This is a genomic window from bacterium, assembly GCA_019695335.1.
GTDB lineage: Bacteria > CLD3 > CLD3 > SB21 > SB21 > JABWBZ01.
In genome coordinates, this window is record JAIBAF010000014.1 from 16850 (window position 1) to 41351 (window position 24502).

Consider the following 24502-nt stretch of genomic DNA (forward strand, 5'->3'; position numbering starts at 1 on the left):
CGCAAGAATAGAAAATTAAATTCTTTAAACGCCTTCCATTGATTCCAATTCGGCTCTTATTGATCCTACGGCAATTTTACTTTTCATTAAAACAGGTATTTTTCTTGCATCATCGGTTAGCCAAATATTAAGATCGGATCGGTTTTTAAAAGGTCCTATGGGTGTTTGAACGACAATACATTCGAAATCACCGGCAGTTACGGAAACTCGCTCCTTCCGCAACACTTTTACGATAACATCACGATACTTTCCATTGTCAAAAGTTGACAGTGTAATCTCATTTCCGATAGCTAGAGGCTGTGTCCGTATGTAATAGAAAGCTGATATAATATCCTGAACATAAACAGGGACATTTACTTCTGTTTGTCCAGAATCAACATCGGCTATCGATGCTTTGCCCGTATCATGATGAAAATCGACTACAAAATTTCGTTTATATCCACCTTCGCTTGTATTTTTGACATAACGAAGAGGGTATATACCTTCCATATCGACATACGTTTCCAGTCGATTTCTTACTTTATATAGCGTTGAAAAAAAGGCGTTGGAGTTTGTAACAGCTGAAATAGAATAACAAGGCCGATCGTTGATTGTCGTTGCACTTTCTACGTTTAGGACCGCTGTGCCGGCACTAATAAATTCCCACCCGATCGAAAATGATAACTTTTCGCCAACCTTAAATGCATTGTTCTGAATTTTTCGGAGTGATTCGTCTTGGTATTTACTTTCTTCAGCATTCGAAGTTATGTAAACCGTTAAAAAAACAACCAATAATTTAATGATCATGAGCTGATTAAATTAGGATAGATTTTTTGATTGGCTCGATGAATAATATTGGGAAATATTTCGTCAAGCACGTTCCGAATTTCATTAAATGTTTTTTGATAGAATTCAATGCCGAGCCCCATTGGGTCGGGAATTGAATCTATCAATCCTGCCGATCGTTCCTTTCCAAAAGCTTTTAATAAGAATGTTTTGTGCCTTGCGCTCGGAAAATTGTCCAAAATAAAATTAAGATGATCGATAGATAGCGCAAAAATAATATCGGATTGCTCGACTAAGACTCGATTAATTGATTTTGACCGGATTGCAGAAATATCTATACCGTTTTGTTGTGCTATTTGGACAGATTTTTCAGATGGCTTATTACCCTCAAAAGCATAGATACCGCATGATTGAATCCAAATTTTATCTAGCAGGCTTGGAGGCGCTTCTTCTTTAACTTTCTTCTGCAAGATCCCTTCTGCCATAGGGCTACGGCACATGTTTCCCGTACAAACAAATAGAACAGAATAAATATCATTAAAACTATAGGTTCCCATATAACTCTCTACAATATTAAACGGCCGATCCAGATTATCCAACGGCGATTTTATTATTTTTGGTTCTGTGGGTCGCTGACGATCATTTCTGGGCGAGATTTTTTTTATTGAACTGATTCGTCGTTTTGAAATTATCTTCTTTCTGGTTTTTGACTTTTCATTTTTATTTTTTTTCTTAACTATTTTTTTTGAGCCAACTTTAGCGTGTTTCTTTTTCTTGATCGTTTTGCTTTTTGAGGTGCTTTTTTTCACTCGTGCTTTCTTTTTTTTCAAAAGTTTTTTTTGAGTTTTTTTAAGTTTCTTTTTTTTCTTTTTCATAGGGTAACTGTTTTTATACAGCAACGGGTTCGTTGGTTGTTTTTATATTAAAAGAACTGGATTTAATTTCTTCCTTCTCGAAAACTTCTACCTCCAATCCCTCAGAACAATTGGTACAAATCGGTATTTCTTTTCGCTTTCTGAAAATTTGATTTCTGAATTTTGCATACTCGCTATTTTTCCAGATACGACGCATTCCTCCGTCTGAAAAAATGTTTCCCAATGGATATTCAGCGTTTTTATCAAAACAACACGGCGAAACGGTTCCATCCCAATTAATAACGGGGCATAGTAATACCCATCTGCAAAAATTGATCTCTTCTATACGTGCTTTGAATCGGCCGTTGCCGTCCAGTTCATACCGTCTATATTTTTCGTTTTTAGGTAAAAACTCCTCCGCTTGTTCATCGGTATAAACTTGAGCTGTTTTAAACGATAAGACCTGAACACCACACTCTTGCCCCAGTTGTCGTATCGCTTCAAATTCGTGTTCATTATGTTTCATAACAATGAATTGCAGTTCAATAACGGGTGTTTTACTTCCTAATTTTTTTTTTGAATCAGAAACCGCAAGGAGACCTTTGTATACCTTTTCAAATTTTCCGTTGACTCGATATTTCTCATAGGTCTCTTGTGATGCTCCATCTACAGCGACTATCAAAGTGCTTAGTCCTGAACGTACAATATTCTCAGCGTTTTCAATTAGAAAATGCCCGTTGGTACTGGTCATGGTTTTTATTCCCCGATCAGTAGCATATCGAACCATCTCGGTAAATTGCCGGTTAACAAAAGGTTCACCTTGGCTCCATAGAGTCAAATGAACGAGATACCTTCCCATCTCATCTATCAACTTTTTGAATTTATCCAAATCCATTAAACCATCTTCACGTGTCATTAATTTGCTTCCAGTTATACACAAAGGACAGCGCAAATTACAGATATTAGTAGGTTCGACCATCATTAAAAACGGATAACCAAAAACAATATTCTTGCGCGTTATTTTGCATACTCCATAAGAGAAAAAAACAAGTAACATGTTTGGTATTTTCCATAAATTTCTAGGACGTGATAGTATATCGATAATTTCTGTTAAGATGTAATTCATAATTTTATTACAAAAAAGGATTTATCCATGATAATGCATTTATTATGTAAAATCAAGGTAAGATAAATCTCTTAGGTTAATAATTATAGCGTAGTAGTAGTAGTATGTTATGTTGTGAATTTGTTAATAACAGACGGATGGGCATTGTTTTTATTTGATTTAATTTTAGAAAATAACGATAGAAATTGTTATTAAAACTGATCTTATTGTTATTTTAACATTTTAAACACAAGTATGATGCAATTTATATACGAAAGATATACACCTATTCACCGATTATAATATCATGTTCCAATTGAAATGTTAATATTTATACCAGCCAAGACACGAGTGATTTTTCCCGCAATTAGACTCTTATTGCTTTCGTATTTGAAAAACATTCCACCCGTCAGTCGACTGGTGAATGAATAGTCTACTCTAGGTTCAAGCGACCAAATAGTGGCTTCATCGGTCTTTTTCTTTTCAGGAATTTCTAAAGTTGTGTTGTAGTTAAAAGAAAGTCTCTTATTGTATGCAAAAGTGTTTGAAATCCGTATTTCGTTGTTGAGTTGTTTATTTTTCAAAAACCACAATGGCAAACGGAATCCGCCACGTTTGACATAAGATAATGTAGAGGTTATAGACTTGGAATTGGTCGTCTGCCTAGATTTTTGTTGTGTATTTTCGATGTTTGTGTTGGTAAAAGTAATATTCTGCGTAATTCCGCCTTTCCACATAATATCAAAACCCATTTGCGGAAAAGTTTTGTTGGTGCTTATGTTGTCTGTAACAAATTTTCTACCATTACTTACAAATTCTTTACCTGGAATTCCTCCTATTGGCTTATCGCTTTTATATTCAGTAAAAAACATAGTCTTTTTCGAATTATAGTTGAAGTTGAAATTAATATTGTTTGTGAGACCGCTCATAAGATTAAAGATCGGCCAACGACCAATATTCGACGCTCGAAGTGTAAGATCATAAAATATTGGTAAAGGAGACGACTGTAGCCACGGAAATAACGTCGAAGTTGTTTTTGTTCGCGTCTCAATATTGTTAGTACCAATTCCACGGCTTTCCGTATAATCAAATCGAAGATCTACAGTGAAATAAATAAAATTGAAACCGTACGTAAATCCATAATTTAATGTTTTGCGGGCCTGGTAAGTAAAGAGTCCTTGGCTTTGATAAATTCTGTTTTTATTAAATTGTTCTATTGTATCAAGGTTGAAACTAAAAAGATTATGAAGAAAATCGCTATTGGGTGTTGTAGTATAGCCGAACCACGTCATTGATGGGTCGGGGCGTTGATCAAGTCCACTCAAGGTAACCGAATTATCAAACGATGTGTTGAAACGAACATCATTAATCATGTTCAATGCCTTTTCGGTCAAAGACCCGAACTTTCGGGAGATTTTCTTGAAAGTATTTTCTGATTGAGTAGAATCTTGCGTTTCTTGTGTTTCAGAGCCCCCCGAGCTTAAGCTTTTGAATTTGTCTCTTCTTCCGCGACGCCCACTTTCCTGCCCACCAGTTGGCTGCTTTTGTTTACCACTTCCTTCAATCGATTCACCCACAGATGATATGAAATTTCGAATACTATAGGTCATATCCAATTGTATTCGTCGCGTTAATTGAGAAGCTTGATTAAATCGTGTTTGCGGTGGCCGCTGGCGGACAATCGAATGCGTCGAAGTGTAGGTAAGAGTATGAGTTAGGAATCGAAATGATGTCGGAGAGTAAGAGAGATTAAAAGAATTTGCTGTTGAATAATCTCGATTAAAAATCAAAGAATCAGGATCATTTTTTCCTTTTATTGTATCAATGGCTGTCCGATATTCAAAATCATCGAAGCCGTCAAATGGGTTAAGTCCTTTTGTTATGCCTTTTAGAATTTGTCCGGAAGACAGGCCACGTAGGTCTGACTGATATTTGACGGCGATCGTTGAGTTCAAAGATTGCCAAGGGCTTATTCCTAAGGAGTAACCTCGAGTGGCCGTCAAGGAGTTAAAGAAAGGTTTTTTGACAGGTAAACCTTGCGCGTCGCGTTCAGTAGTTTCTGTTCGAGTAGATGTCAAAGAAAAATCAGTCGATAAATTGGTTAGCAAACTGTAATTGAAGTCTGTTTCTTGAATATTTTTAAAAATTGAGCCAATGAATGGAGTCTCAGCCAAAGGCATCCATTTGAAAACTTTTAACGATCGTTTCTTGACTCCCATATTGTAAGCTGTCGCACTCGTCCAATTAGTATTTTTGCTGTTGACAACGGTGGGAGATTTCGACTCAGAAACCGTATAATTGAAGTTGGATGTTAGATTGTCTATGGTATATCGAAGCAACCAAAAATTGTTTTCATTTTTTGATTTTGAGAAACTCAGACTGAAACCACGAGATGTATTGATAGTGCGTATTCGAGAATCGAAAGTTTCTGCGATCGAAATCTGAGTGCCGACACTATCTTGTTCACGTTCAAGTCGGCTAATATAACTAGTATCGCCTTCAATGGAGTTTAAATAGTTTAAGCTATCTGTAATTACAAATGCGCGATTCCGCAGAGATTCTAAATTCAATCCGTTTTGTTTTCTGGCATCTTTAACGAGAATATCGTTATTAGGTACGTATTTTGGATCAACTTGGCTATGATTAATGTTGAAAGTGAGTGGTAAATTGATTCCCCAGCGTTCGATGTAAAATTTATGAAGATTGACACCTCCACTAAAATTCCAATTTCGTGCATTTCCTGAATTTGCATCAAATCGCTGATCAATAGTTCGAAATTCTGAAGTTCGATATTGTATTAATCCGCTAAATGAAGCAAAGTCCGCTAAATTAAAAACCAATGCGGCTTTAGCGGCATATCCAGGAGCGTCATTGACATCCGATACGCGAAGCTCATTTACCCAAATTTCACCAGTGTAAGGTGTCGAATTTCCATCGTTAGTCGCTCCTATATATAATTGTCTGATAGAGGCTATTGATGGATTACCTTTGATGCGGAGGATTTTTCCATCACCTAAATCAAATGTTTTTGTGTTTAAAGAATCCGGAGAAACCGAGGCATCAAATTTCTTTTTGGATAAATCTGAAAAATCGATATTGATTGAATTTTTGCTTTCGGCCCAATCGGCAAATAAAGGTTGTTCAATTTCGAAATAATTATTTTTGTCGCCTCCAAAACGGAAGAAGAATTTTATAGGACTTTGGTTAGTCTGAGTATCTTCGACGGGTAATGTAAGATTACCACGAGTGTCACCATGAACAAACATGCGCATTCGTCCATAATTACGCAAATCCGATGATTGTATGTTTTTAACAATTACAGCCGATGCAGTAGATGGCAAATTATTGAGTTTAAGAGACAAAGACTGTTCTTTGACTTGCCTGTCGCGGTTATTACCAGCCTGTCCTGATATATATTCATTTTTAACACTACGGGGTTTATCATAAAAAGAAGTTTCTTCTGTATTTGCATAAGAAATTTCGACAATTTTAGATGCATCATCAGCATTTATAGGTGGTATACTCGGAGGCAGAACAAGTCCATTGGCATTTTCTTCAGGAAAGGTCCATTCACTACTTACAAATTGCATTTCGGCCAGTTGAAAAGAAATAATCGAAGCGTCATTTGTTTCAGGAGATACCCACAATCGTGCGTTCCTGATATTTTGCAAACTGGGATTGTTTATAGCGGTATCCGGTCTTGAAATTGGAATTCTGTAGAGACGCCAATTAGGATCTTTACCTTTTCCAATAACTAAATTAGTGTCAGAACTGTTAGGATCTATTGAGAAAGAATACCTAAAAAATGAATTGTTCAGATCGATGACACCATTACCGTCCAGATCTTCTGTATCACCAAATTTTGTAATACCATCTACTTCATTGCCGGTCACGTTTTTTTCGATACCATTTACTTTTATTTGATCAATATTGCCATCGCTAATCGCTTTTTTGATATCATCAACGCCTTCCAATTTTGCTTGAAACGGATTCCAATCGTCGCCGAAAGGATCTTCAGTTGAAGCATTTATAACACCCCATGGATAGATAATTTGTAGGCTATCAATAATTCGTTGTTGATCCACGGTTACATTTGTTGAACCGGGAATAATACCTAAACTTCTCAAAATGCTATCTTCTTTTACATTTGAAAAATTATCCAATCCAATGTCTTCGTCATCGCCGATAGCAATTTGAAGGCCGGATTTAATTTCCTTATCTAATTCATTGTTTCCATTCTGGTCTTCTGAAATTGCACCCAGATCAATTGTAACTCTGGTTTTTTGATTGGTCTCATTTTTGATCCAAAGTTCAATAAATTTGGTTTCTGCAAGCTCTTTTGCGGCTGAAATAGAAAAACCTTTCATAATACCACCCCATGACTCTGAAATTAGAGAAGGATTTTTTGTTTGGGGTTTAAGCGCAACTTCTAAAATGGTTGTTGTTTCACTATTGTTTACATCGATTTGGCTTAAGTCTTGTTTCTTAACTTGATTTTGAAACCATATGAATTTGCCTCGCATAGAAGAATCTTTGAACGCTGGCGTGCTGGATAAAATCCATGATCGTCGGGTCGTTCCTAGCGGGAATGTTCTTTTGACAGCTTCAAAATCGTCTATATAGGCAACACCGTTTTCGTTTTGTCGAATAAGACCATTGCTGGTATTGGGATTTGGAAGTATTTTTGCATATTCTGCACGAATATTAATTTTCGATGGTTGATTCGAGGAAATTAATGGGATATAGTTTACAAAATTTGTCAGGTATTTTGCGTTGAACTCAAGATTAGTATTAACATCCCAGACAAAATTATTGTATGGCTCTTCACCTAATTGAACTCGCTTGTTGATTGTTGACTGGCTTTGAAATAATGCTGTCGTCCCAATAAATGAATTCTGCCCAAAACCGTGCTCCGATAAATTGTACTCTGCACGAGCCCCAAAAATAGATTTTTTATCAATCTGAAAAAGCTGTGCTTGCTCATAGTTAATTTCAAGATCGGCAGTTGGTAGCAAAGCGGCCTGATTAAGTAATTCAATCGTTCCAGAAAAATAGTCTATTACATAATCCACGTCTTTTTGTAAAGATGTACCATTGAGGATTACTTCTTCACTGCCTTCAAGCACATTAAATCCCAAGTTGATAGTGCTTGTTTTTTTTGTAGTCGTTAGTTCTATTGAAAATTGATTTGCGGTTCTGTTTTTTTGCTCGCTTAGGCCGCCTCGATCAAGATCATAAAAGTTGGCGAATCTTACTGAATCGGTTCCAATAACTGAAGGATATGCTTCGTTTAAAAATCCGGATAAATTATTTAAACCCGGGTCAAAAGGTCGCAATCTAGGAAAGATTAAATAACTTCTTCCAAAGTCGATAACGTCCTTATCAACTATATTATCTGGTCCGCCGGAATTTTCTCCAACTTCGTCAATATGCAAGATTTCCATGATGCCTCGAGATTTATTGTCGGCATCATTCACGACGGTCAGTTCATTATTAATTCCATTAGGTTTGAATTTTATTTTAAGGGTACGAGTCTCTTCTTCGGATAAACCCGGTGCTCCAAAATCATATATATTTTTAAGTTCAAGATTCCATGTTGGATGTGAAGGACTAGGATTATTTGACCAAATCATTTTTAAAAGTAAGTTGGTAGTATCAGTATTGCCAATTTCATTACCGTCTTGGGTTTGAAACCAAACAGCTAAAATTTCTCCCAGTTGTACCGGTGTTGCCATTGTTATAATACCAAGCCGTGAGTCATAAGTATATTCAGCGCCTTTTACCATTTCTAGAAACCATCCGGATTGAGCTGTAGCATCAAGTTGCTTAAGCGTTTCAAAATTAAGATTAACACTGTTGGGGTCGGCAAGAATTCCGTTATTCGTAAGAGCAGTTCCTTGAATACTACCAGGAACTTTTTGGTTGTTTTGAGAGGCTTTGAAAACCTTTATTGCAATAATTTCTTTTTCAGGAAAGTAAGTATGTTGATAACGGGCCTGATAACTTTCATAATTGTCTCTGTATGAGTTGTCAAGAAAAAAGAATTTGGCTTTAGCATATTCATAGGAAGATCTTTTGATGGTTGTACCTTGCTCAGAGCCGCCCTTAAATTTGAGTTTTGTTTTTTCACCGCGTTGTAAACTGGCGATCGTGGTGAGATTAAGGTTGGCCAATTTAAAAAGCGCTTTTACTCCAAACAACCCTTTGTTTTGTCCGCCGGTTGTTACGAACTCTGTTCCCGGGAGCGAAAGGTCTATATTACCCGCTTCAAGTTTTTGTAGGATTTCGTCGTCAAATCCTGTGTATGTCAGTTTGATATTGTTTTCAAAATCGAACTCACGTTCGCTGTCTTGATCGAAAAGAATTTCTACTTTTCGGCCAATTGTACCGCGCAGATTGAACTGCTGTTTTTGTTCGAATTTAGGAGTGAATTGAGTTGTTTTTCCCGTAGTTTGATTCTGGTTTGAAGATTTTTCACTTGCGCCTGAAACGCTTAAGTTGATGTTTCCGGTTGCATCGACTGCAACCTCATCGCCGCCAAATATTTTTTGAAATGTTTCATTGGTCGTAACTGTAGCCGAAAAAAGTCGGACCGCGCCCCCTGTTTTCTCCTCTTGTTTTGATAAGCTGTTTGTTACAGATTTTGTAAACGAACTTCGAATTTCGTTTGTAAAATTTTCTCTGAAATATTCTTCTCGGTCAACTATGGTTTCTTCTTTGAAAGAGTTCGTGTATTTCCCTCTACCATACCGGTCTTGGAAAATGTAAAAATTCTGAGCGGTATCGATTTCTGTATTTAAAGCATAATTGGGCAATAAAGTTTGTGTTTGTGAGAAGTCAATCGATGGGCCACGTAACAGAAAGAAATTGTTATTTGGATTTAAAGAAATGGCTGAAGAATAGCTGAAAGGATACAATTGAAAGCTTGATTGAGTTACAGACGAATTTTCGAACAAATCGGCTTCGTCAATAATCGTTTCCGATACAATATGATGCATGTATCCGTTAATGCCGAATTGGTCGGCAAAAGCCGACAAAAGCCCCGTTAAGTAGTTTTCTGCTTCTTGTACAGATTCGTTTTCAGAAGTTAAAGAATCAAGAATTCCGGTTGAATCAATTCTTACAATAGAAGAATCGCTCTGAGCATATGATGGATGGCAAAAAAGAAGAAGAAAGAAGATCGAGAATAAAGTATAAATTCTCACCGACAGAGGCAGTTTTTTCACGCAAGTACCTTTACAAAATCAGAAGATTAAAACGATTTGAATAGAAACGATCATGTTCAATAAGATATGAACGTATTAGAAAATTGTAGAAAGGTGCGTGAAAAATAATCTCCAGTTGATACGACGGTTAGGCGTATAAATTTTACATATAAGAATTCTTCAATTCAAGGAAAAAATATTTTATAAATGCTGGATTGTAATAATAACCCCATCTCCTCCATATGAAAAAGGAAGCTTCTCCAGAGGATAAACGTTAAGTTTGTAATCCTTACTCTTCTTATGAAATAAATCGAGCTCTTCCTGAAAACTCTTTCCCTTTAAAAACACCAAAGTTCCGCTTTGGTTGATTAAAGGTTCGGATAAGAAAAGAAGTTTATCTAACCGTGCAACTGCCCGCGCTGTAACAAAATCAAATTCATTAAGAAAATCTTTTGAAAGATTTTCAACTCTCTTATTAACGATCTCTATCTTTTTTAAATTAAGTTTTGAAACGAGGTCATTTAAAAAATTAGTTTTTTTTGTAATGGAATCGACTAGAAAAAAATGAGATTGAGGAAATAAAATTTTTAAAATAATTCCAGGAAATCCGGCGCCCGAACCTATATCAATAATTTTATCAGTTGGGGAAAATTTTAAAAGATGAGCGATGAGAGCTGAATTTAGAAAATGCCTTTCCAGAATATTTTTTTCATTACGGGAAATAAGATTAAATTTCTTATTTTCTTCCAACAAAAATTCAAGATACAACTCAAACTGTTCTTTTTGTTGAGGAGTAGTTTTAAGAATATAATTATCAATTGTTTGAAAAAAGTCATTGAATTTAAAATCAATATAATTAACCATTTACTAAATCTGCGTTTTTGCATTTTGATTGCCGCGATTTCCTTTTTCTAAATATACCAAAAGTAAAGACAAATCGGCTGGACTTATACCAGATATGCGGCCTGCTTGGCCGATATTATCGGGTTTTATTTTTGAAAGTTTTTCTTTTGCTTCGGCAGACAAAGATTTGATAGCTTTATAATCGAAATGTTTTGGGATTTTCTTTTCTTCAAGTCTAATGAATTTGTCAACTTGTTCTTTTTGACGTTTTAAGTATCCATCGTACTTAATTGATGTATCTACTTCACGAAGCGTGTCACGATAGTTCAAATCTTCAAGAATATCATCTGCAAAAATCTTCGAACCTTTATAAAGATCCTTGAGAGTAATTTCAGGTCGCTTTAATATTTTTATCAATGGCTCCGGGTTTTCAATTATACTTGATGACTGTTCTTCTAGAAACGGATTTACGGTGGCAGGCTCGACAGTTTGATTAGAGATCCATTGATGAATTTTATTTATACAACTTACTTTTTTCTTGTAAGAATCATATTGAACATCGCCGACTAACCCCAACTTATTGCCATATTCGGTTAGTCGCAGATCAGCGTTATCATAACGTAATAGTAGCCGGTACTCTGCTAACGAGGTAAAAATACGATATGGTTCCAAAGTACTTTTATTTACAAGGTCATCAATCAGAACACCAATATAGGCTTCATTTCTTTTTAAAATAAACGGTTCATCATTTTTAATTTTCAGTGCCGCGTTAATTCCAGCCATTAAACCTTGTGCCCCAGCTTCTTCGTATCCTGAAGTTCCATTGATTTGTCCGGCGAAAAACAAACCTTCTACAGACTTTGTTTCCATATTCAAATTGATTTGAAAAGGAGGGAAAAAATCGTATTCAACTGCATATCCAGGACGTAATACTTTTACATTTTCAAGTCCGGGAATAGTTCGAATTGCTTGTTCCTGAACCTCTGCAGGTAAACTTGTTGAAAAACCGTTAACATAATATTCAATCGAGTCATAGCCTTCAGGTTCTAAAAAAATTTGGTGACGTTCTTTATCTGAAAAGCGATTAATTTTATCCTCAATAGAAGGGCAGTAGCGAGGTCCAATGCCTTTGATTCTACCGGTAAACATTGGTGATTGCTCAAAACCCGATTTAAGAATTTCGTGGGTTGTTTTATTTGTGTATGTCAAATGACAAGGGATTTGTGGATTTTTTATAGAATCGGTTCGATATGAAAAAGGTTCAGGAGGATTATCACCATACTGTGGCTGACAAACTGAAAAATCAATCGTGTCTTTGTGAATTCGCGGAGGAGTTCCGGTTTTTAAGCGTCCACTTTCAAATCCTAACCTTATAAGTGACTCGGTGATTCCCAAAGCAGGATTTTCACCAAACCTTCCAGCACTTATATTTTTAAGTCCGATATGAATAATTCCATTTAAAAAAGTTCCACAAGTCAAGATAGCGGCTTTGCAATTTATAATTTCGCCGTCAGAAGTTTTGACACCTTTAATTCGATAATGATCGACAATAACCTCTACAACGTTTGCTTCCCTGATTTCTAGGTGTTTTTGTTTTTTTAAACTTGCTTGAATTGCTTTAGGGTAACCTGCGCGATCGACCTGTGCTCTGGGTGACCATACTGCAGGCCCACGCGATAAATTGAGAATTCTAAACTGGATTCCAACTTGATCAGTTATGAAACCCATTTCGCCGCCTAAAGCGTCGATTTCTTTTACCAAGTGCCCCTTGGCCGTACCTCCAACCGCAGGATTACATGAAAGTGTCCCGATCTTTGATGATTCCATAGATATCAGGAGAGTCGAACATCCCATTCTTGATGTAGCTAAGGCGGCCTCGTATCCGGCATGCCCTCCACCTACTATTACAACGTCGTATAAACTCATATTTTTAAATACTTTTATAATGTTTCACGTGGAACAATATAGCCAAGAAATAGTGGTTTCACGTGAAACATTATTTGCCAATACAGAAATTAGAAAAAATGTTATTTAAAACATCATTACTTTTAATTTCACCAATAATTTCTCCGAGATGAGAAATAGCGTTATGAACGTCAATTGAAGCAAACTCAAATGACATTCTTTTCATAACAGTATCTTTAGCTAGCCGGATACTTTGTAAACTTTCTTCCAAAGCAATTTTGTGTCTTTGTCTTGAAATAACCGGTGAATCAAAACCAATATTGTTGCTAAAAATTTTTGTTATATGATCTTTCAGATTAGTGATTCCGATTTTATCTTTTGCAGATATTTCTATAATTTCGGAATTAGCAAAGGCCTTAAGTTGTTGCATTGAAATTTGAGGACGGTCAATTTTGTTTGCTATGAATACGGTATGTAAGTTTTTATATTTGGAACATTCTTCTTTTACTCTATTGATGATTGTAAAATCGTTTTCATCAAGTTTAGTTGAAATATCAAATATAAGAAGGATCAGGTCACTATTTGCCAATATTTCATTTGTGAGTTGGATACCTTCGTTTTCAATATTGTCTGTTGAATGCCGTATTCCAGCCGTATCAATTAATGTGAATGGTATCCCGTTAATATCGATTGTTTCTTCAATATAATCCCTGGTAGTCCCAGGAACATCACTAACCAAGGCCCTACTTCGTAATAGCAATGAATTGAGAAGACTCGATTTTCCTACATTCGGCTTTCCAATTATAGCAACTTTTGCTCCGTTACGAATTATTTGACCAAAATTATAAGTGGAAAGCAATTCCGATATTCTAGACTCGATAGTTTCTATCTTGTTAACGACAGAATCGGTTTTAATATCAAGCAAGTTCTCTTCAGCAAAATCTAAATCGAGTTCCAATAAAGAACATAATTTTATTAATTCTTCACGGAGAATTTTTATTTCAGTGGAAAGATTGCCCATGAATTGTGCGGCTGAGGAACGTCGTGCTCCTTCAGTTTTAGCGCTTATTAAATCGCCAACCGCTTCAACTTGTGATAGATCCAATTTACCATTCAAAAAAGCTATTTTGGTAAACTCACCCGGTTCAGCAAGCCTAGCACCATTTTTCAGAATCAAATCGAGAATTTTTTGAGTATTTAATATTCCGCCATGACAATTAATCTCAACAGTGTCTAATCCGGTATACGTCTTAGGTTCAAGCATAACTGAAACTAAAACATTGTCGATTGTTTCGTTAGAAAACGGATCCGTTAATTGCCCATAATGGAGGGTATGGGAATTGACGTTCTTTAAGCGGATATTAGAAGAGAATAATTTATCAGCTACCTCAACTGCATTCTTACCTGAAATGCGAATAACACTAATTCCTCCTATACCTATGGGCGTCGCTATAGCAGCAATTGTGTCGGTCAAAATCATATTATTTTTTCAATGAGGTATTGGTAATTAGGAGTTGTTGTCCCATAGTTAGTGCGTTGAAAATTGTCCAATATAAAACCAAACCGGAAGAAAAATTATTGAAAATGAAAAAGAACAAGATAGGCATACCATACATCATGAATTTTTGGTTGAATTTTTGTGCTGGATCTTCAGAGTCTCCCATGGGCGTCATCGGGGTCAATTTCTGTTGAACAAAAGTGAGTATAGTCATAAAAATTGGCAAAGGATTTACATTAAAATCGCCAATGAAAGGTAAACCCGTATGCAATGTTGCGATAGTATCCGGTACAGAAAGATCTTTTACCCATCCGAAAAATGGAGCCTGACGAAGATCGATGCTCTCATGAAAAACATTATAAATGGGAAAAAGAATAGGCATTTGAATCAACATAGGTAAACAACCCGACAAAGGATTATATCCGATTTCTTTATATAGCTTCATCATTTCTTGTTGCATTTTTGTCGGATTATCTTTGTACTTTTTCTGAATTTCCTTTTGACGAGGCATCACTTCTTTCATCTTTTGCATACCCACGTAGCTCTTATGAGTCAAAGGATACAAGACAATTTTAACGATCAGCGCAAAAATAATTATTACCCATCCGTAATTAGGAATGATCCCATATAAAAAATTGAAAGTATACAAAATGGCTTTTGTTAGTGGCCGAATAATTGCCCAACCCCACTCCAATATAACGGTCAAATTTTCATTATACGTATTCAGAATGCTAAATTCGCTAGGTCCCAAATAAATTTTAAAACGATCGATTTTATTCGCCTCGTACTTCATGATCAAACTAAGAAAATTATTTTTTTGCGATAATTTTCCATTTTCATGAACGGTTTCAGCTTTTAGTGAACAACCTATACCATCCTTCTCCTGAGGAATCATAAATAAGACAAAATATTTTGTTCTGGAGGCAACCCACTTCGTCAAACCTGTATATTGAGTTTCTAACGAAGCCGATTCTTTAATATCAAATTCTTCTTTTTCTTCTCCTAACTGCACATACGATTTAAAAAAGCTTAAATCATCAAGGGAATTCTTCTCCGTTGACTTTAATCCGGATATCCACTGCAATTGGTACTCTGAATTTGAAATAGCATCATCAAAATTTTTAAATTCAACATTAAGATCATAGTGATATTGATTATTATAAAAAGTATAGGTAAAAACAATTTGTCGTGTACTATCAAAGGTTAGAGTGTAAGAGTAAGTGTAGGTTTGGTCGTCCGACAAAGTAACCGACGAGTTAGTCGATGATGATTTAAAAACAGCTTTGTCCAAATTTACCAATTCATCATGATATTTAAACACTAGGTTCAAATTTCTTTGTGGATCAATAAAATCGACCTGATTACCGGTATAATCCTTGAATTTTTTTAAATGCCATTGTTTAAGAACTCCACCGCCCCGATTTGACAAAACTGCAGTATATAAATCCGTATTAATTGTAATATCATTTTCAACCGCATCAGACCACCATTGTTTTTTGACCATGATTTTTGTAGTGGTATCAGTACGTAGCTCAAGCGATGGTTGTTGTACAGTTTCTTTAGCAACGCTTTTGGTGGTATCGAGTACTTCCGGATGTTCGATAATATTTGGTTCAGGTGAGATTAATTTGGTATAAAATGGCCAAGCAATAATAATAATCGTAATTAGTACCATCGCACCTATTGTTTTCTTATCCATTAGAAAGCGCTCCTACAAACGTGTTTTAAAATTTTAGTTAGATTTGTGACATGTGCACTCAGGAACCGGATCATATCCACCGGGATTAAATGGGTGGCATCTCAGAATCCGTTTGGTGGCAAACCAAGACCCTCGCAAAACACCGTGTTTTTCAAGTGACTCTATAGCATAATGTGAACATGAAGGATAAAATCGGCATGAAGATGGAATAATCAGTGAAAATGTCCACTGATAAACCTTGATCAGTATTACAAGTAAAATTTTGATCAATTGAATCAGCAATTGCATAAAAACAAACAAGGCTTCTTCCAAAAAAATTTTTGAAAGAAGCCTGGCCATTAAAATTTTTGAAAGAAAAAGATTATTTATTCATCACTGACTGACAATTTTTTACGGCCTTTTGCGCGCCTTGAAGCGAGCACACGTTTGCCAGCCTTTGTCTTCATTCGTGATCTGAAACCGTGTTTATTTTTTCTTTTCCGCTTACTCGGTTGATAGGTTCGTTTCACTTTAACTCCTAAGAATTTATTTAATATTATTTTAAATAATTGCTATTTCAAAAAAAGCATTCTTTTAGGGTGGGGAATTTAATCTAATTAATTCAAAAAGTCAAGTTAATATTATTCCAATACTTCATGCTCAACCGTCAAGTCCTTTAAATTAGCTAAACAAAATAATTACAAATATTTAACACATGCAACGGGTTGATTGTGTTTAAACATTTGTTTATAAAGATTTTACAGTGATATTTATTAAAGTTTGTTCATTTAAAAATTTGTTAAAGAAAAATTTGTTTTACCTCATCTTCAGTAAAAATAAATATAAACATTATAACATTAAATCGTTAAATAAAACTTTCTTGACAATCATTGACTCTTTTTTAAATTTATCATGATAAAAAGAGACAGCTGGTTGGTGTTGATAATTTGTTAATTGTGAATAACTTGTTGTGTTGAATCATTTATAATTTGTAATTTTCCTTCCTTTATTTGAAATATTACCCGATCAGGTTGTTTATTAAGCTTAAGTTTTATTTGTCTTTACGTGTTAATTATTGATTTAAAATATTTGGGTGACTCGGATTTTGATATCTAAACTTCATTGTTATTCTTTTAATTGTTTGTGTGAATAACTTATTTAGCATTATAAAATTATGGTTGAATCGCAAAACGCTCTACAGATCATGAATGGCTTAAATATGCTTGAAGGAGTGACAACTTCAGACGTTAAGTCTGTATGGGAAAAATGCTGTTCATTAATCAAAGAACAAATCCCGGGACCGTCATTTCGAACGTGGTTTAATCCAATTGAGCCAATAAAAATTGAAAACGGGAATATATACCTTATGATTCCCAATCAATTTTTCATTGAATGGCTTGATGGACGGTATAGTGAATTGATTAAATCGTCTTTGTTTTCAGCTTCAAACCAAGAATTGAATGTTTCTTATATTGTCAAAGATCAGACGTCACAGCAAATTCCGCTTGAGGAGAACATTTCACAATCGGTTTATTCAATTCCTAAAACTACAACTCAAGGATATGATGTCGATCTATCAAAATTTGATACTTTTTTAAACTCGCGATATACATTTGATAATTTTATTGAAGGCAACGGAAATAAATTCGCTAAAGCCGCCGCTTTAGCGGTGTCGGAAAAACCAGGAAAAACATCTTTTAATCCACTTGTAATCTATGGGGGTGCCGGACTGGGTAAAACCCATTTGATCCAGGCAATCGGTAACTATGTTCGTCAACATCATCCAACCAAGAAAATAGCGTACGTTACTAGTGAAAATTTTACAAACGATTTTGTGATTGCAATTCGCAACGATAAAGTTCAGGAATTTAGCAGACTTTACAGGAATTTTGACATTTTAATGGTTGATGATATACAGTTTTTTGCAGATAAAGGTAAAACACAGGAAGAATTTTTTCATACATTTAATACGCTCCATCAGATGGGAAAACAAATCGTTTTGACGTCTGACCGTCCTCCGAAAGAGCTGAAACATGTAGAAGAAAGGTTAATTTCAAGATTTCAGTGGGGATTAGTGACCGATATCCAACCACCGGATCTGGAAACGCGTATAGCAATTTTGCAAAAACGCAGCGAAGAAGACGGTGTTTATTTACCTCCTGATGTTTGTGAATTTGTCGCTATGAATATCACAACAAATATTCGTGAACTGGAAGGCTCGTTGATAAAATTATTGGCTTATGCTTCTATTTCTAATACCGAACTCACGCTCGATCTTGCAAAATCTGTTTTGAAAGATACGATTGCAATCAAGAAGAAAAATCTTTCAATAGACATGGTACAGAAAACCGTCGCCTCGTATTACAATATTCCCGAGGACATGTTACGTGCCAAAACAAGAAAGAAAGAAGTTGTCGAAGCTCGTCAAATTTGTATGTATCTCATCAAAGAAATTCTTGGAAGTTCACTCAAAACCATTGGACTTCATTTTGGAGGACGGGATCATTCTACGGTTATTTATGCTTGTAAATTGGTCGATGAATGGATGACGGCTAATCCCAAAATCAAAGACGATATAGAAATTATCAAACGAAAAATTGAATTAGCCGGATATTAAAACTTTCTTTTTCCTTTCACTGAATAAAAGGACTTGGGTTTTTCTCAAGTCCTTTTATTTTTATGACGATCTTGCTTAAGAATACGATTTTTTTTACATTCGCATTCGATTTTCAAAGACCCGCATTTTTTTAAAGGAGAATAAGCGATATGTTTGATCTAGATATGATTAAAAAGGTTTATCAAAACCTCGATACAAAATTAACAAAAGTACGCAAGCTGTATGGTCGGCCGTTGACCTTAACTGAAAAAATTCTATGTTCACATTTTTCTGAAATGCTTAAATCAGCGCCAGAACGTTTTAAAACATATGTTGATTTAGCGCCAGATCGCGTTGCCATGCAGGATGCTACTGCGCAGATGGCATTGTTACAATTTATGTCTTCAGGAAGGAAAAAAGTTGCTGTGCCATCCACTGTCCATTGCGATCACTTAATTCAAGCGGAAGTTGGTGCATTGGGAGATCTGTCGCGCGCCGAAAAGGACAACAGAGAAGTTTATGATTTTCTTTCCAGCGTCTCTAATAAATACGGAATTGGTTTCTGGAAACCCGGAGCCGGTATCATCCACCAAGTGGTTTTAGAAAATTACGCATTTCCCGGTGGCTTAATGATCGGTACAGATTCACATACACCCAATGCCGGAGGACTCGGAATGCTGGCCATCGGCGTTGGTGGCGCTGATGCCGTGGATGTCATGGCCGGACTACCGTGGGAATTGAAATGGCCAGGCGTGACAGGCGTCAAACTGACAGGATCGTTGTCTGGATGGACATCCGCTAAAGATGTTATTTTAAAGCTAGCAGGAATTTTGACAGTAAAAGGAGGAACTGGAAAAATCGTTGAATATTTTGGATCCGGGACCCAGTCCATCAGCTGCACAGGTAAAGGAACAATTTGTAACATGGGCGCTGAGATTGGCGCTACGACATCAGTATTCCCTTTTGATACACGAATGGCAACTTATTTGCGTTCTACTGAACGAAGCGAGTTAGCCGCATTGTGTGAAAAATTTGCGCAACATTTAATGGCTGATCCGGAAGTATATGCATCACCTGAAAAATATTACGATGAAATTATTGAAATCGATTTGAGCGCTCTTGAGCCTCATATCAATGGTCCTTTTAGCCCGGATAAAGCTTGGCCAATTTCTCAATTCAAAAACGCCGTTGATGAAAACGCCTATCCGGAGGAAGTTAAAGTTGCACTGATCGGCAGTTGTACAAATTCATCGTACGAAGATATCGAACGTTCTGCAAGCATAGCGCGTTTAGCTGCACACAAAAATCTAAAAACCAAATCGGAATTCGTAATAACTCCGGGCTCCGAACAAATTCGGGCAACGATCGAGCATGACGGTCAACTGGATGCTTTGACGAAAATTGGGGGCAAAGTTTTGGCCAATGCATGCGGCCCATGTATCGGGCAATGGAAACGTCATGACGTGAAGGACGGCGAAAAAAATACTATCATTACTTCTTATAATCGAAATTTCGCCAAACGTAACGACGGTAACTCGGCTACGCATTCATTTGTCGCAAGTCCTGAAATTGTGACGGCCTTAGCAATTGCCGGTTCATTAAAATTTAATCCTCTTACTGATTATATCACTACTCCGTCTGGTGAGCAAATCAAGCTTCTTCCCCCGAGCGGCGATGAATTACCCAAAACAGGTTTTACATCTGGCGACGTAGGTTATGTTCAGCCGGCTAAAGACGGGTCAAAAATCAAAGTTGTCATCGACCCTAAAAGTACAAGACTTCAAGCTTTACTAGCATTCAAAAAATGGGATGGAAAAGACATTGCTGATGTTCCGGTATTAGTCAAGGCCAAAGGAAAATGTACAACCGATCACATTTCACCGGCAGGGCCGTGGTTAAAATTTCGTGGCCATTTGGATAATATTTCCAATAATCTTTTTATTGGCGCTGTCAATGCTTTCGGATATGAACCCGGTAAAGGGAAGAATGTAATAACCGGTGAAGTAAAATCTTTTTCAGAAAACGCCCGTTATTATAAATCACAGGAAATCGGATGGATTACCATTGGTGATGAAAATTACGGTGAAGGATCCAGCCGCGAACATGCCGCTATGGAGCCTCGTTATCTGGGCGGTAAAGCAATCATTGTAAAAAGCTTTGCCAGAATTCACGAGACCAATTTGAAAAAACAAGGAATGCTGGCGCTCACTTTCAAAAATCCTTCAGATTATGATTTGATACAAGAAGACGATCGATTATCCGTTATCGGGCTTCAATCATTTTCACCGGGAAATATACTGAAATTGATTATCAAACATTCTGATGGTACGCAACATGAATGTGAACTCAATCATTCGTATAATAAAACTCAAATTGAATGGTTTAAAGCAGGAAGCGCTCTAAACTTGATGAGTATTCTTGACAAAAAAACACCGGCCAAACCGTCAAAGAAAAATGCTAAAAAAACAAAGAAAAAGAAGAAGCTTGTTGCAAAAAAAGCTGCGAAAAAAACACTAAAAAAAGTGGCAAAGAAATCGGTGAAAAAGTTAAAGAAAAAGACAACTAAAAAAAACCGTAGAAAATAATTTAAAACCTCCAGAGCATAAACTTTATGGGTTGAAACGATTGTTCAACCCATTTTTATTTAAATGACACCATCTCCTGAAAAAAAGAAATATTTAGACGGCTTATTCTATTCGATTGGTCAACAATATATATCGAGTGATCCGATTCAGATCGTAAAAAAGTTTGACAATCCCGAAGACCAGGAAATTGCGGCGATAGTTGTTTCATCACTTGCATTCGGTCAAGTGTCACAAATACTAAAAGCCGGAAATATGGTTTTATCATTAATGGAAAACCAACCGTCTGAATATGTGAGGAATTTCAATCCAAGCGACGCTTTAAAAATTTGGAAGAAATTTTACTACCGTATGATCAGACATTCCGATATGCTCAGATTGCTTTGGGTTTTAAAATCAATCAAGATCGAGCATGCCTCAATTGGGCAATGGGTTTTGGAAAAATATCAGGAGGACGACGTTCATTTAGGTATTACATGGGCCCGATGTATCCAAGACATGAAAATTATCGATCGTAATCTTTGGAAATGGACGAGGTCGAAAGGAATAGGATTTAATCACCTTTTACCAGATCCCGGCAAAAGCAGCGCTTGTAAACGCGCTCATCTTTTACTTCGGTGGATGGTCAGAAAAGATAATGTTGATTTTGGAATTTGGAGCGGATTGCCCAAAGAAAAACTTCTGATTCCAGTCGATACACATATACAACGGATTGCTTACAATATCGGTTTGACCGATCGGCGCGATCTTTCTGCAAAGACATCTTTGGAAGTGACATCGGAATTAAAAAAATTGGATCCCAACGATCCTGTTAAGTATGACTTCGCATTGTGCCGTTTGGGTATCTTGAAAATGTGTCCTAAAAAGCGAAATCCCATCAAATGTAGTACCTGTCCTATTTTCGCAATTTGCCGATTATAGTTTTAAACTGTCAAGAACCGCAAACGTCTAATTCAATAACATCAACCGATTGAAACGGGCGTTTGGAAAATATCAGCGGAGCGGCATGGATGATCGGACTTTAGTTCAACTTTTTACCCAAGGTCATGGCTATGAGCGACAAAAGGCGTTTACAGAAATTGTCAACGGGCATCGCGAACGGTTGTATTATGTCATCAAAGGTTTTGTCAATGATCATGATGATACGGATGATATTTTACAGGAAGTTTTCCTTAAAGCGTATCAGCACCTGCACAATTTCGAAGGAAAAAGCTCGCTCTACACCTGGTTATGCCGGATTGCTATTAATTTGAGTATAACTCATTTACGGAAAAAAAAGATTCGTAATTTTCTTTCACTGGACACATTGATTAATCCTCCAGAAGCTCAACAATCACTGCCCGATCAAATTGCCGATGCCAATGAATTACGCAAAGTCATACAGAAAGCCGTTGAAAGCCTTCCTGAGAAACAAAAAAAAGTTTTTATACTTCGATATTACGACGAGCTATCAAATGGCGAGATTGCCACGATCATTGGTAAATCCGAAGGCGCTGTCAAAGCAAATTTTTTTCATGCAGTCAATAAAATAAAAAAGTATATTGAAAAACACTTGAAGGATGGTTATGGAAATCAAACTTGATCATATTCCCGATTATATTGAAAATCGGCTATCCGCCGAAGAAAGTGATTATATTGCAAAGTTGATCAAAACGGATCCCGATTGGCATAAAAGTTACAATGAGATTCTGTCAACTATGACGGCTATAGGAAAAACCAAACAATCTTTCCAAAAGACTCCTGACAATTATTGGAATCATTTTTCAGCCCGGCTTCAGGGTAGAATATACAAGCAACAGCATAATAAAGTATTGTCTCGAAGAAGATTTCAGATCGTTTTTCCTGTTACGACAGTGGCCTGTGCTATTATTGTTTTCATGTTCATGATCGTGAAAACCGACCAGAAAATTAATTACGTTTACCAAAATCTTAATTGGTCTGATGCTATGGAAGAAGATGATTTGGCATATTATTCCAATGATGCGGATCAACTTTGGGACAATTATTTCGGTAGCATCAGCGAATCGGAATTCAATCAGGATTCTGATCCGGTTTCGGGATCTGTATCGCCTCTCGACAGGGTCGGAGCTGAAAATGAATTGAACAAACTGTCTCATGATGAAGAGATGGAACTTTTGAAAGAGCTTAATGAAAATGTAATTATCTAAATGAGGCATTAATATGAAGATAAATACAAATTTAATCTTACTTGCTTTTTTTTATGTGATATCCACGACTGCCTATTCTCAAGAGACTCAGGAAATAATTGATAAAATCCAAGCCATAAAAAAGAAAAAATTGATTGAAAAGCTCAATCTGTCAAAAGACAAGAGCGATGAATTTCTGAAAATTTATGACAGCTATATGTCTAAAGACATGTCGCTTAATAAAGAAAAACGAAGCGTTTTCAAGAAATTGTCGCACATGTCTGCATTAGGCGATGATATATCGAGCGATAAAATTTTGAATACCGTTGATGAACTCAATAACTTAGATCGGGCAATCCAAAAGAATTATGAAGATAATCTAGGACAACTAAAGGAGTCATTGACTCCAGCCCAATTAGCGCGTTTTATTGTTTTTGAAAATCGTTTTCAATACAAACTCCGCGATTTGTTGATAGACATTCGACGCAAAAAAGGCCGAATTCAACAATATGAAAATCCCTTCGACGAACCAATCGAGTAATCTCAAACTCAAATTATAATTTTCAAAAAATTTTGCATATTGGGAATTTTTTTATTATTTATATGTTATAACATTAAATGTTTAAACTTTTATATTAATTTCTTTAAACTTAAATAAAGGGAGCTGTTATGAAAAAGACAGTTATTTTTTCTCTCGCGTTATTAGCATTTAGCTTAAATATAGCAAAAGCGCAAACGAGATGGGAATCGGATCAAGTTCACTCCAATGCGATTTTTACTGTAACCCATCTAGTTGTTTCAGAAGTTAGTGGCCATTTTAAAGAATTCAGCGCATCGATGGTGTCGACTAAAGATGACTTTTCAGATTCAAAAGTTGAAGCTACTATTAAAGTTGCATCTATTAGTACCGATAACGAGAAACGTGATGGTCATTTGAAGTCAGAAGATTTTTTCTATGCCGAAAAATATCCGGAAATCAAATTCATCAGCAAATCATTTACAAAAACCGGAGACAAAACTTACAAAATTACAGGCGATCTGACCATGCGTGGTGTGACGAAAACAATCGAACTGAATGCGATTTATAAAGGCAGTGTCAAAGATCCTTGGGGAAACACAAAAACCGGTTGGACCGCAACGGGTTCGTTGAACCGTTTCGATTATGGTCTTAACTGGAATTCATTAATAGAAGCCGGCGGTGCTGTTGTGGGTGAAACCGTTAATTTGCAATTGAATATTGCTTTCGTACAGAAAAAGTGATAGTATTTTGAGCAAGGGGCGAAGATTCTCCTTCGCCCTTTTTGCCATGGAGCCATCTTGTGAC

Annotated in this window: 17 protein-coding genes; 7 read left to right on the forward strand and 10 right to left on the reverse strand. The window is 36.2% G+C overall.

The window, feature by feature from the left end; translation table 11 throughout:
- Positions 1-24 precede the first annotated feature (24 nt).
- The 10 genes from K1X84_05350 to rpmH form a co-directional block, all read right to left on the reverse strand.
- On the reverse strand, positions 25-786 hold the full coding sequence (locus K1X84_05350; protein ID MBX7151044.1) for a DUF3108 domain-containing protein: 762 nt from the start codon (positions 784-786) through the stop codon (positions 25-27).
- Positions 783-1640 carry a low molecular weight protein arginine phosphatase gene (locus K1X84_05355; GenBank protein MBX7151045.1) on the reverse strand — a complete coding sequence of 286 codons (858 nt, stop codon included), beginning with the start codon at positions 1638-1640 and terminating at the stop codon, positions 783-785. Before K1X84_05355 ends, K1X84_05350 begins: the two co-directional genes overlap by 4 nt.
- A gap of 13 nt (positions 1641-1653) precedes the next feature.
- Positions 1654-2676, reverse strand: coding sequence for a radical SAM protein (locus K1X84_05360; GenBank protein ID MBX7151046.1), 1023 nt, complete (start codon positions 2674-2676; stop codon positions 1654-1656).
- A gap of 353 nt (positions 2677-3029) precedes the next feature.
- Positions 3030-9950, reverse strand: coding sequence for a cell surface protein SprA (gene sprA / locus K1X84_05365; GenBank protein MBX7151047.1), 6921 nt, complete (start codon positions 9948-9950; stop codon positions 3030-3032).
- Positions 9951-10130: 180 nt separating this feature from the next.
- On the reverse strand, positions 10131-10793 hold the full coding sequence (gene rsmG / locus K1X84_05370; protein ID MBX7151048.1) for a 16S rRNA (guanine(527)-N(7))-methyltransferase RsmG: 663 nt from the start codon (positions 10791-10793) through the stop codon (positions 10131-10133).
- A 3-nt stretch (positions 10794-10796) separates the two neighbouring features.
- Positions 10797-12698, reverse strand: coding sequence for a tRNA uridine-5-carboxymethylaminomethyl(34) synthesis enzyme MnmG (gene mnmG / locus K1X84_05375; GenBank protein ID MBX7151049.1), 1902 nt, complete (start codon positions 12696-12698; stop codon positions 10797-10799).
- Between the two features lie 70 nt (positions 12699-12768).
- On the reverse strand, positions 12769-14157 hold the full coding sequence (gene mnmE, locus K1X84_05380; GenBank protein ID MBX7151050.1) for a tRNA uridine-5-carboxymethylaminomethyl(34) synthesis GTPase MnmE: 1389 nt from the start codon (positions 14155-14157) through the stop codon (positions 12769-12771).
- Position 14158: 1 nt separating this feature from the next.
- Positions 14159-15874, reverse strand: coding sequence for a membrane protein insertase YidC (yidC, locus tag K1X84_05385; protein ID MBX7151051.1), 1716 nt, complete (start codon positions 15872-15874; stop codon positions 14159-14161).
- A 33-nt stretch (positions 15875-15907) separates the two neighbouring features.
- Positions 15908-16141 (reverse strand): membrane protein insertion efficiency factor YidD, encoded by a 234-nt coding sequence (yidD, locus tag K1X84_05390; protein ID MBX7151052.1) that lies wholly within the window; start codon positions 16139-16141, stop codon positions 15908-15910.
- A 98-nt stretch (positions 16142-16239) separates the two neighbouring features.
- On the reverse strand, positions 16240-16383 hold the full coding sequence (gene rpmH, locus K1X84_05395) for a 50S ribosomal protein L34 (protein MBX7151053.1): 144 nt from the start codon (positions 16381-16383) through the stop codon (positions 16240-16242).
- A 674-nt stretch (positions 16384-17057) separates the two neighbouring features.
- Between rpmH and dnaA the strand changes: the two genes are divergently transcribed.
- From dnaA to K1X84_05430, 7 genes are all read left to right on the forward strand, one after another.
- Entirely contained in the window at positions 17058-18470 is a 1413-nt protein-coding gene (gene dnaA / locus K1X84_05400) for a chromosomal replication initiator protein DnaA (protein MBX7151054.1), read from the forward strand.
- 149 nt (positions 18471-18619) lie between these two features.
- Positions 18620-21034: an aconitate hydratase gene (locus K1X84_05405; protein MBX7151055.1), complete on the forward strand. Its 2415-nt coding sequence runs from the start codon at positions 18620-18622 to the stop codon at positions 21032-21034.
- A gap of 63 nt (positions 21035-21097) precedes the next feature.
- Positions 21098-21952 carry a TIGR02757 family protein gene (locus K1X84_05410; GenBank protein ID MBX7151056.1) on the forward strand — a complete coding sequence of 285 codons (855 nt, stop codon included), beginning with the start codon at positions 21098-21100 and terminating at the stop codon, positions 21950-21952.
- An 85-nt stretch (positions 21953-22037) separates the two neighbouring features.
- Complete coding sequence (locus tag K1X84_05415; GenBank protein MBX7151057.1) at positions 22038-22613, forward strand: RNA polymerase sigma factor; 576 nt, start codon at positions 22038-22040, stop codon at positions 22611-22613.
- On the forward strand, positions 22597-23199 hold the full coding sequence (locus tag K1X84_05420) for a hypothetical protein (protein MBX7151058.1): 603 nt from the start codon (positions 22597-22599) through the stop codon (positions 23197-23199). The genes K1X84_05415 and K1X84_05420 overlap by 17 nt, the downstream gene beginning before the upstream one ends.
- 13 nt (positions 23200-23212) lie before the next feature.
- Complete coding sequence (locus K1X84_05425) at positions 23213-23719, forward strand: hypothetical protein (GenBank protein MBX7151059.1); 507 nt, start codon at positions 23213-23215, stop codon at positions 23717-23719.
- Between the two features lie 128 nt (positions 23720-23847).
- On the forward strand, positions 23848-24438 hold the full coding sequence (locus K1X84_05430) for a YceI family protein (GenBank protein ID MBX7151060.1): 591 nt from the start codon (positions 23848-23850) through the stop codon (positions 24436-24438).
- Positions 24439-24502: the final 64 nt, after the last annotated feature.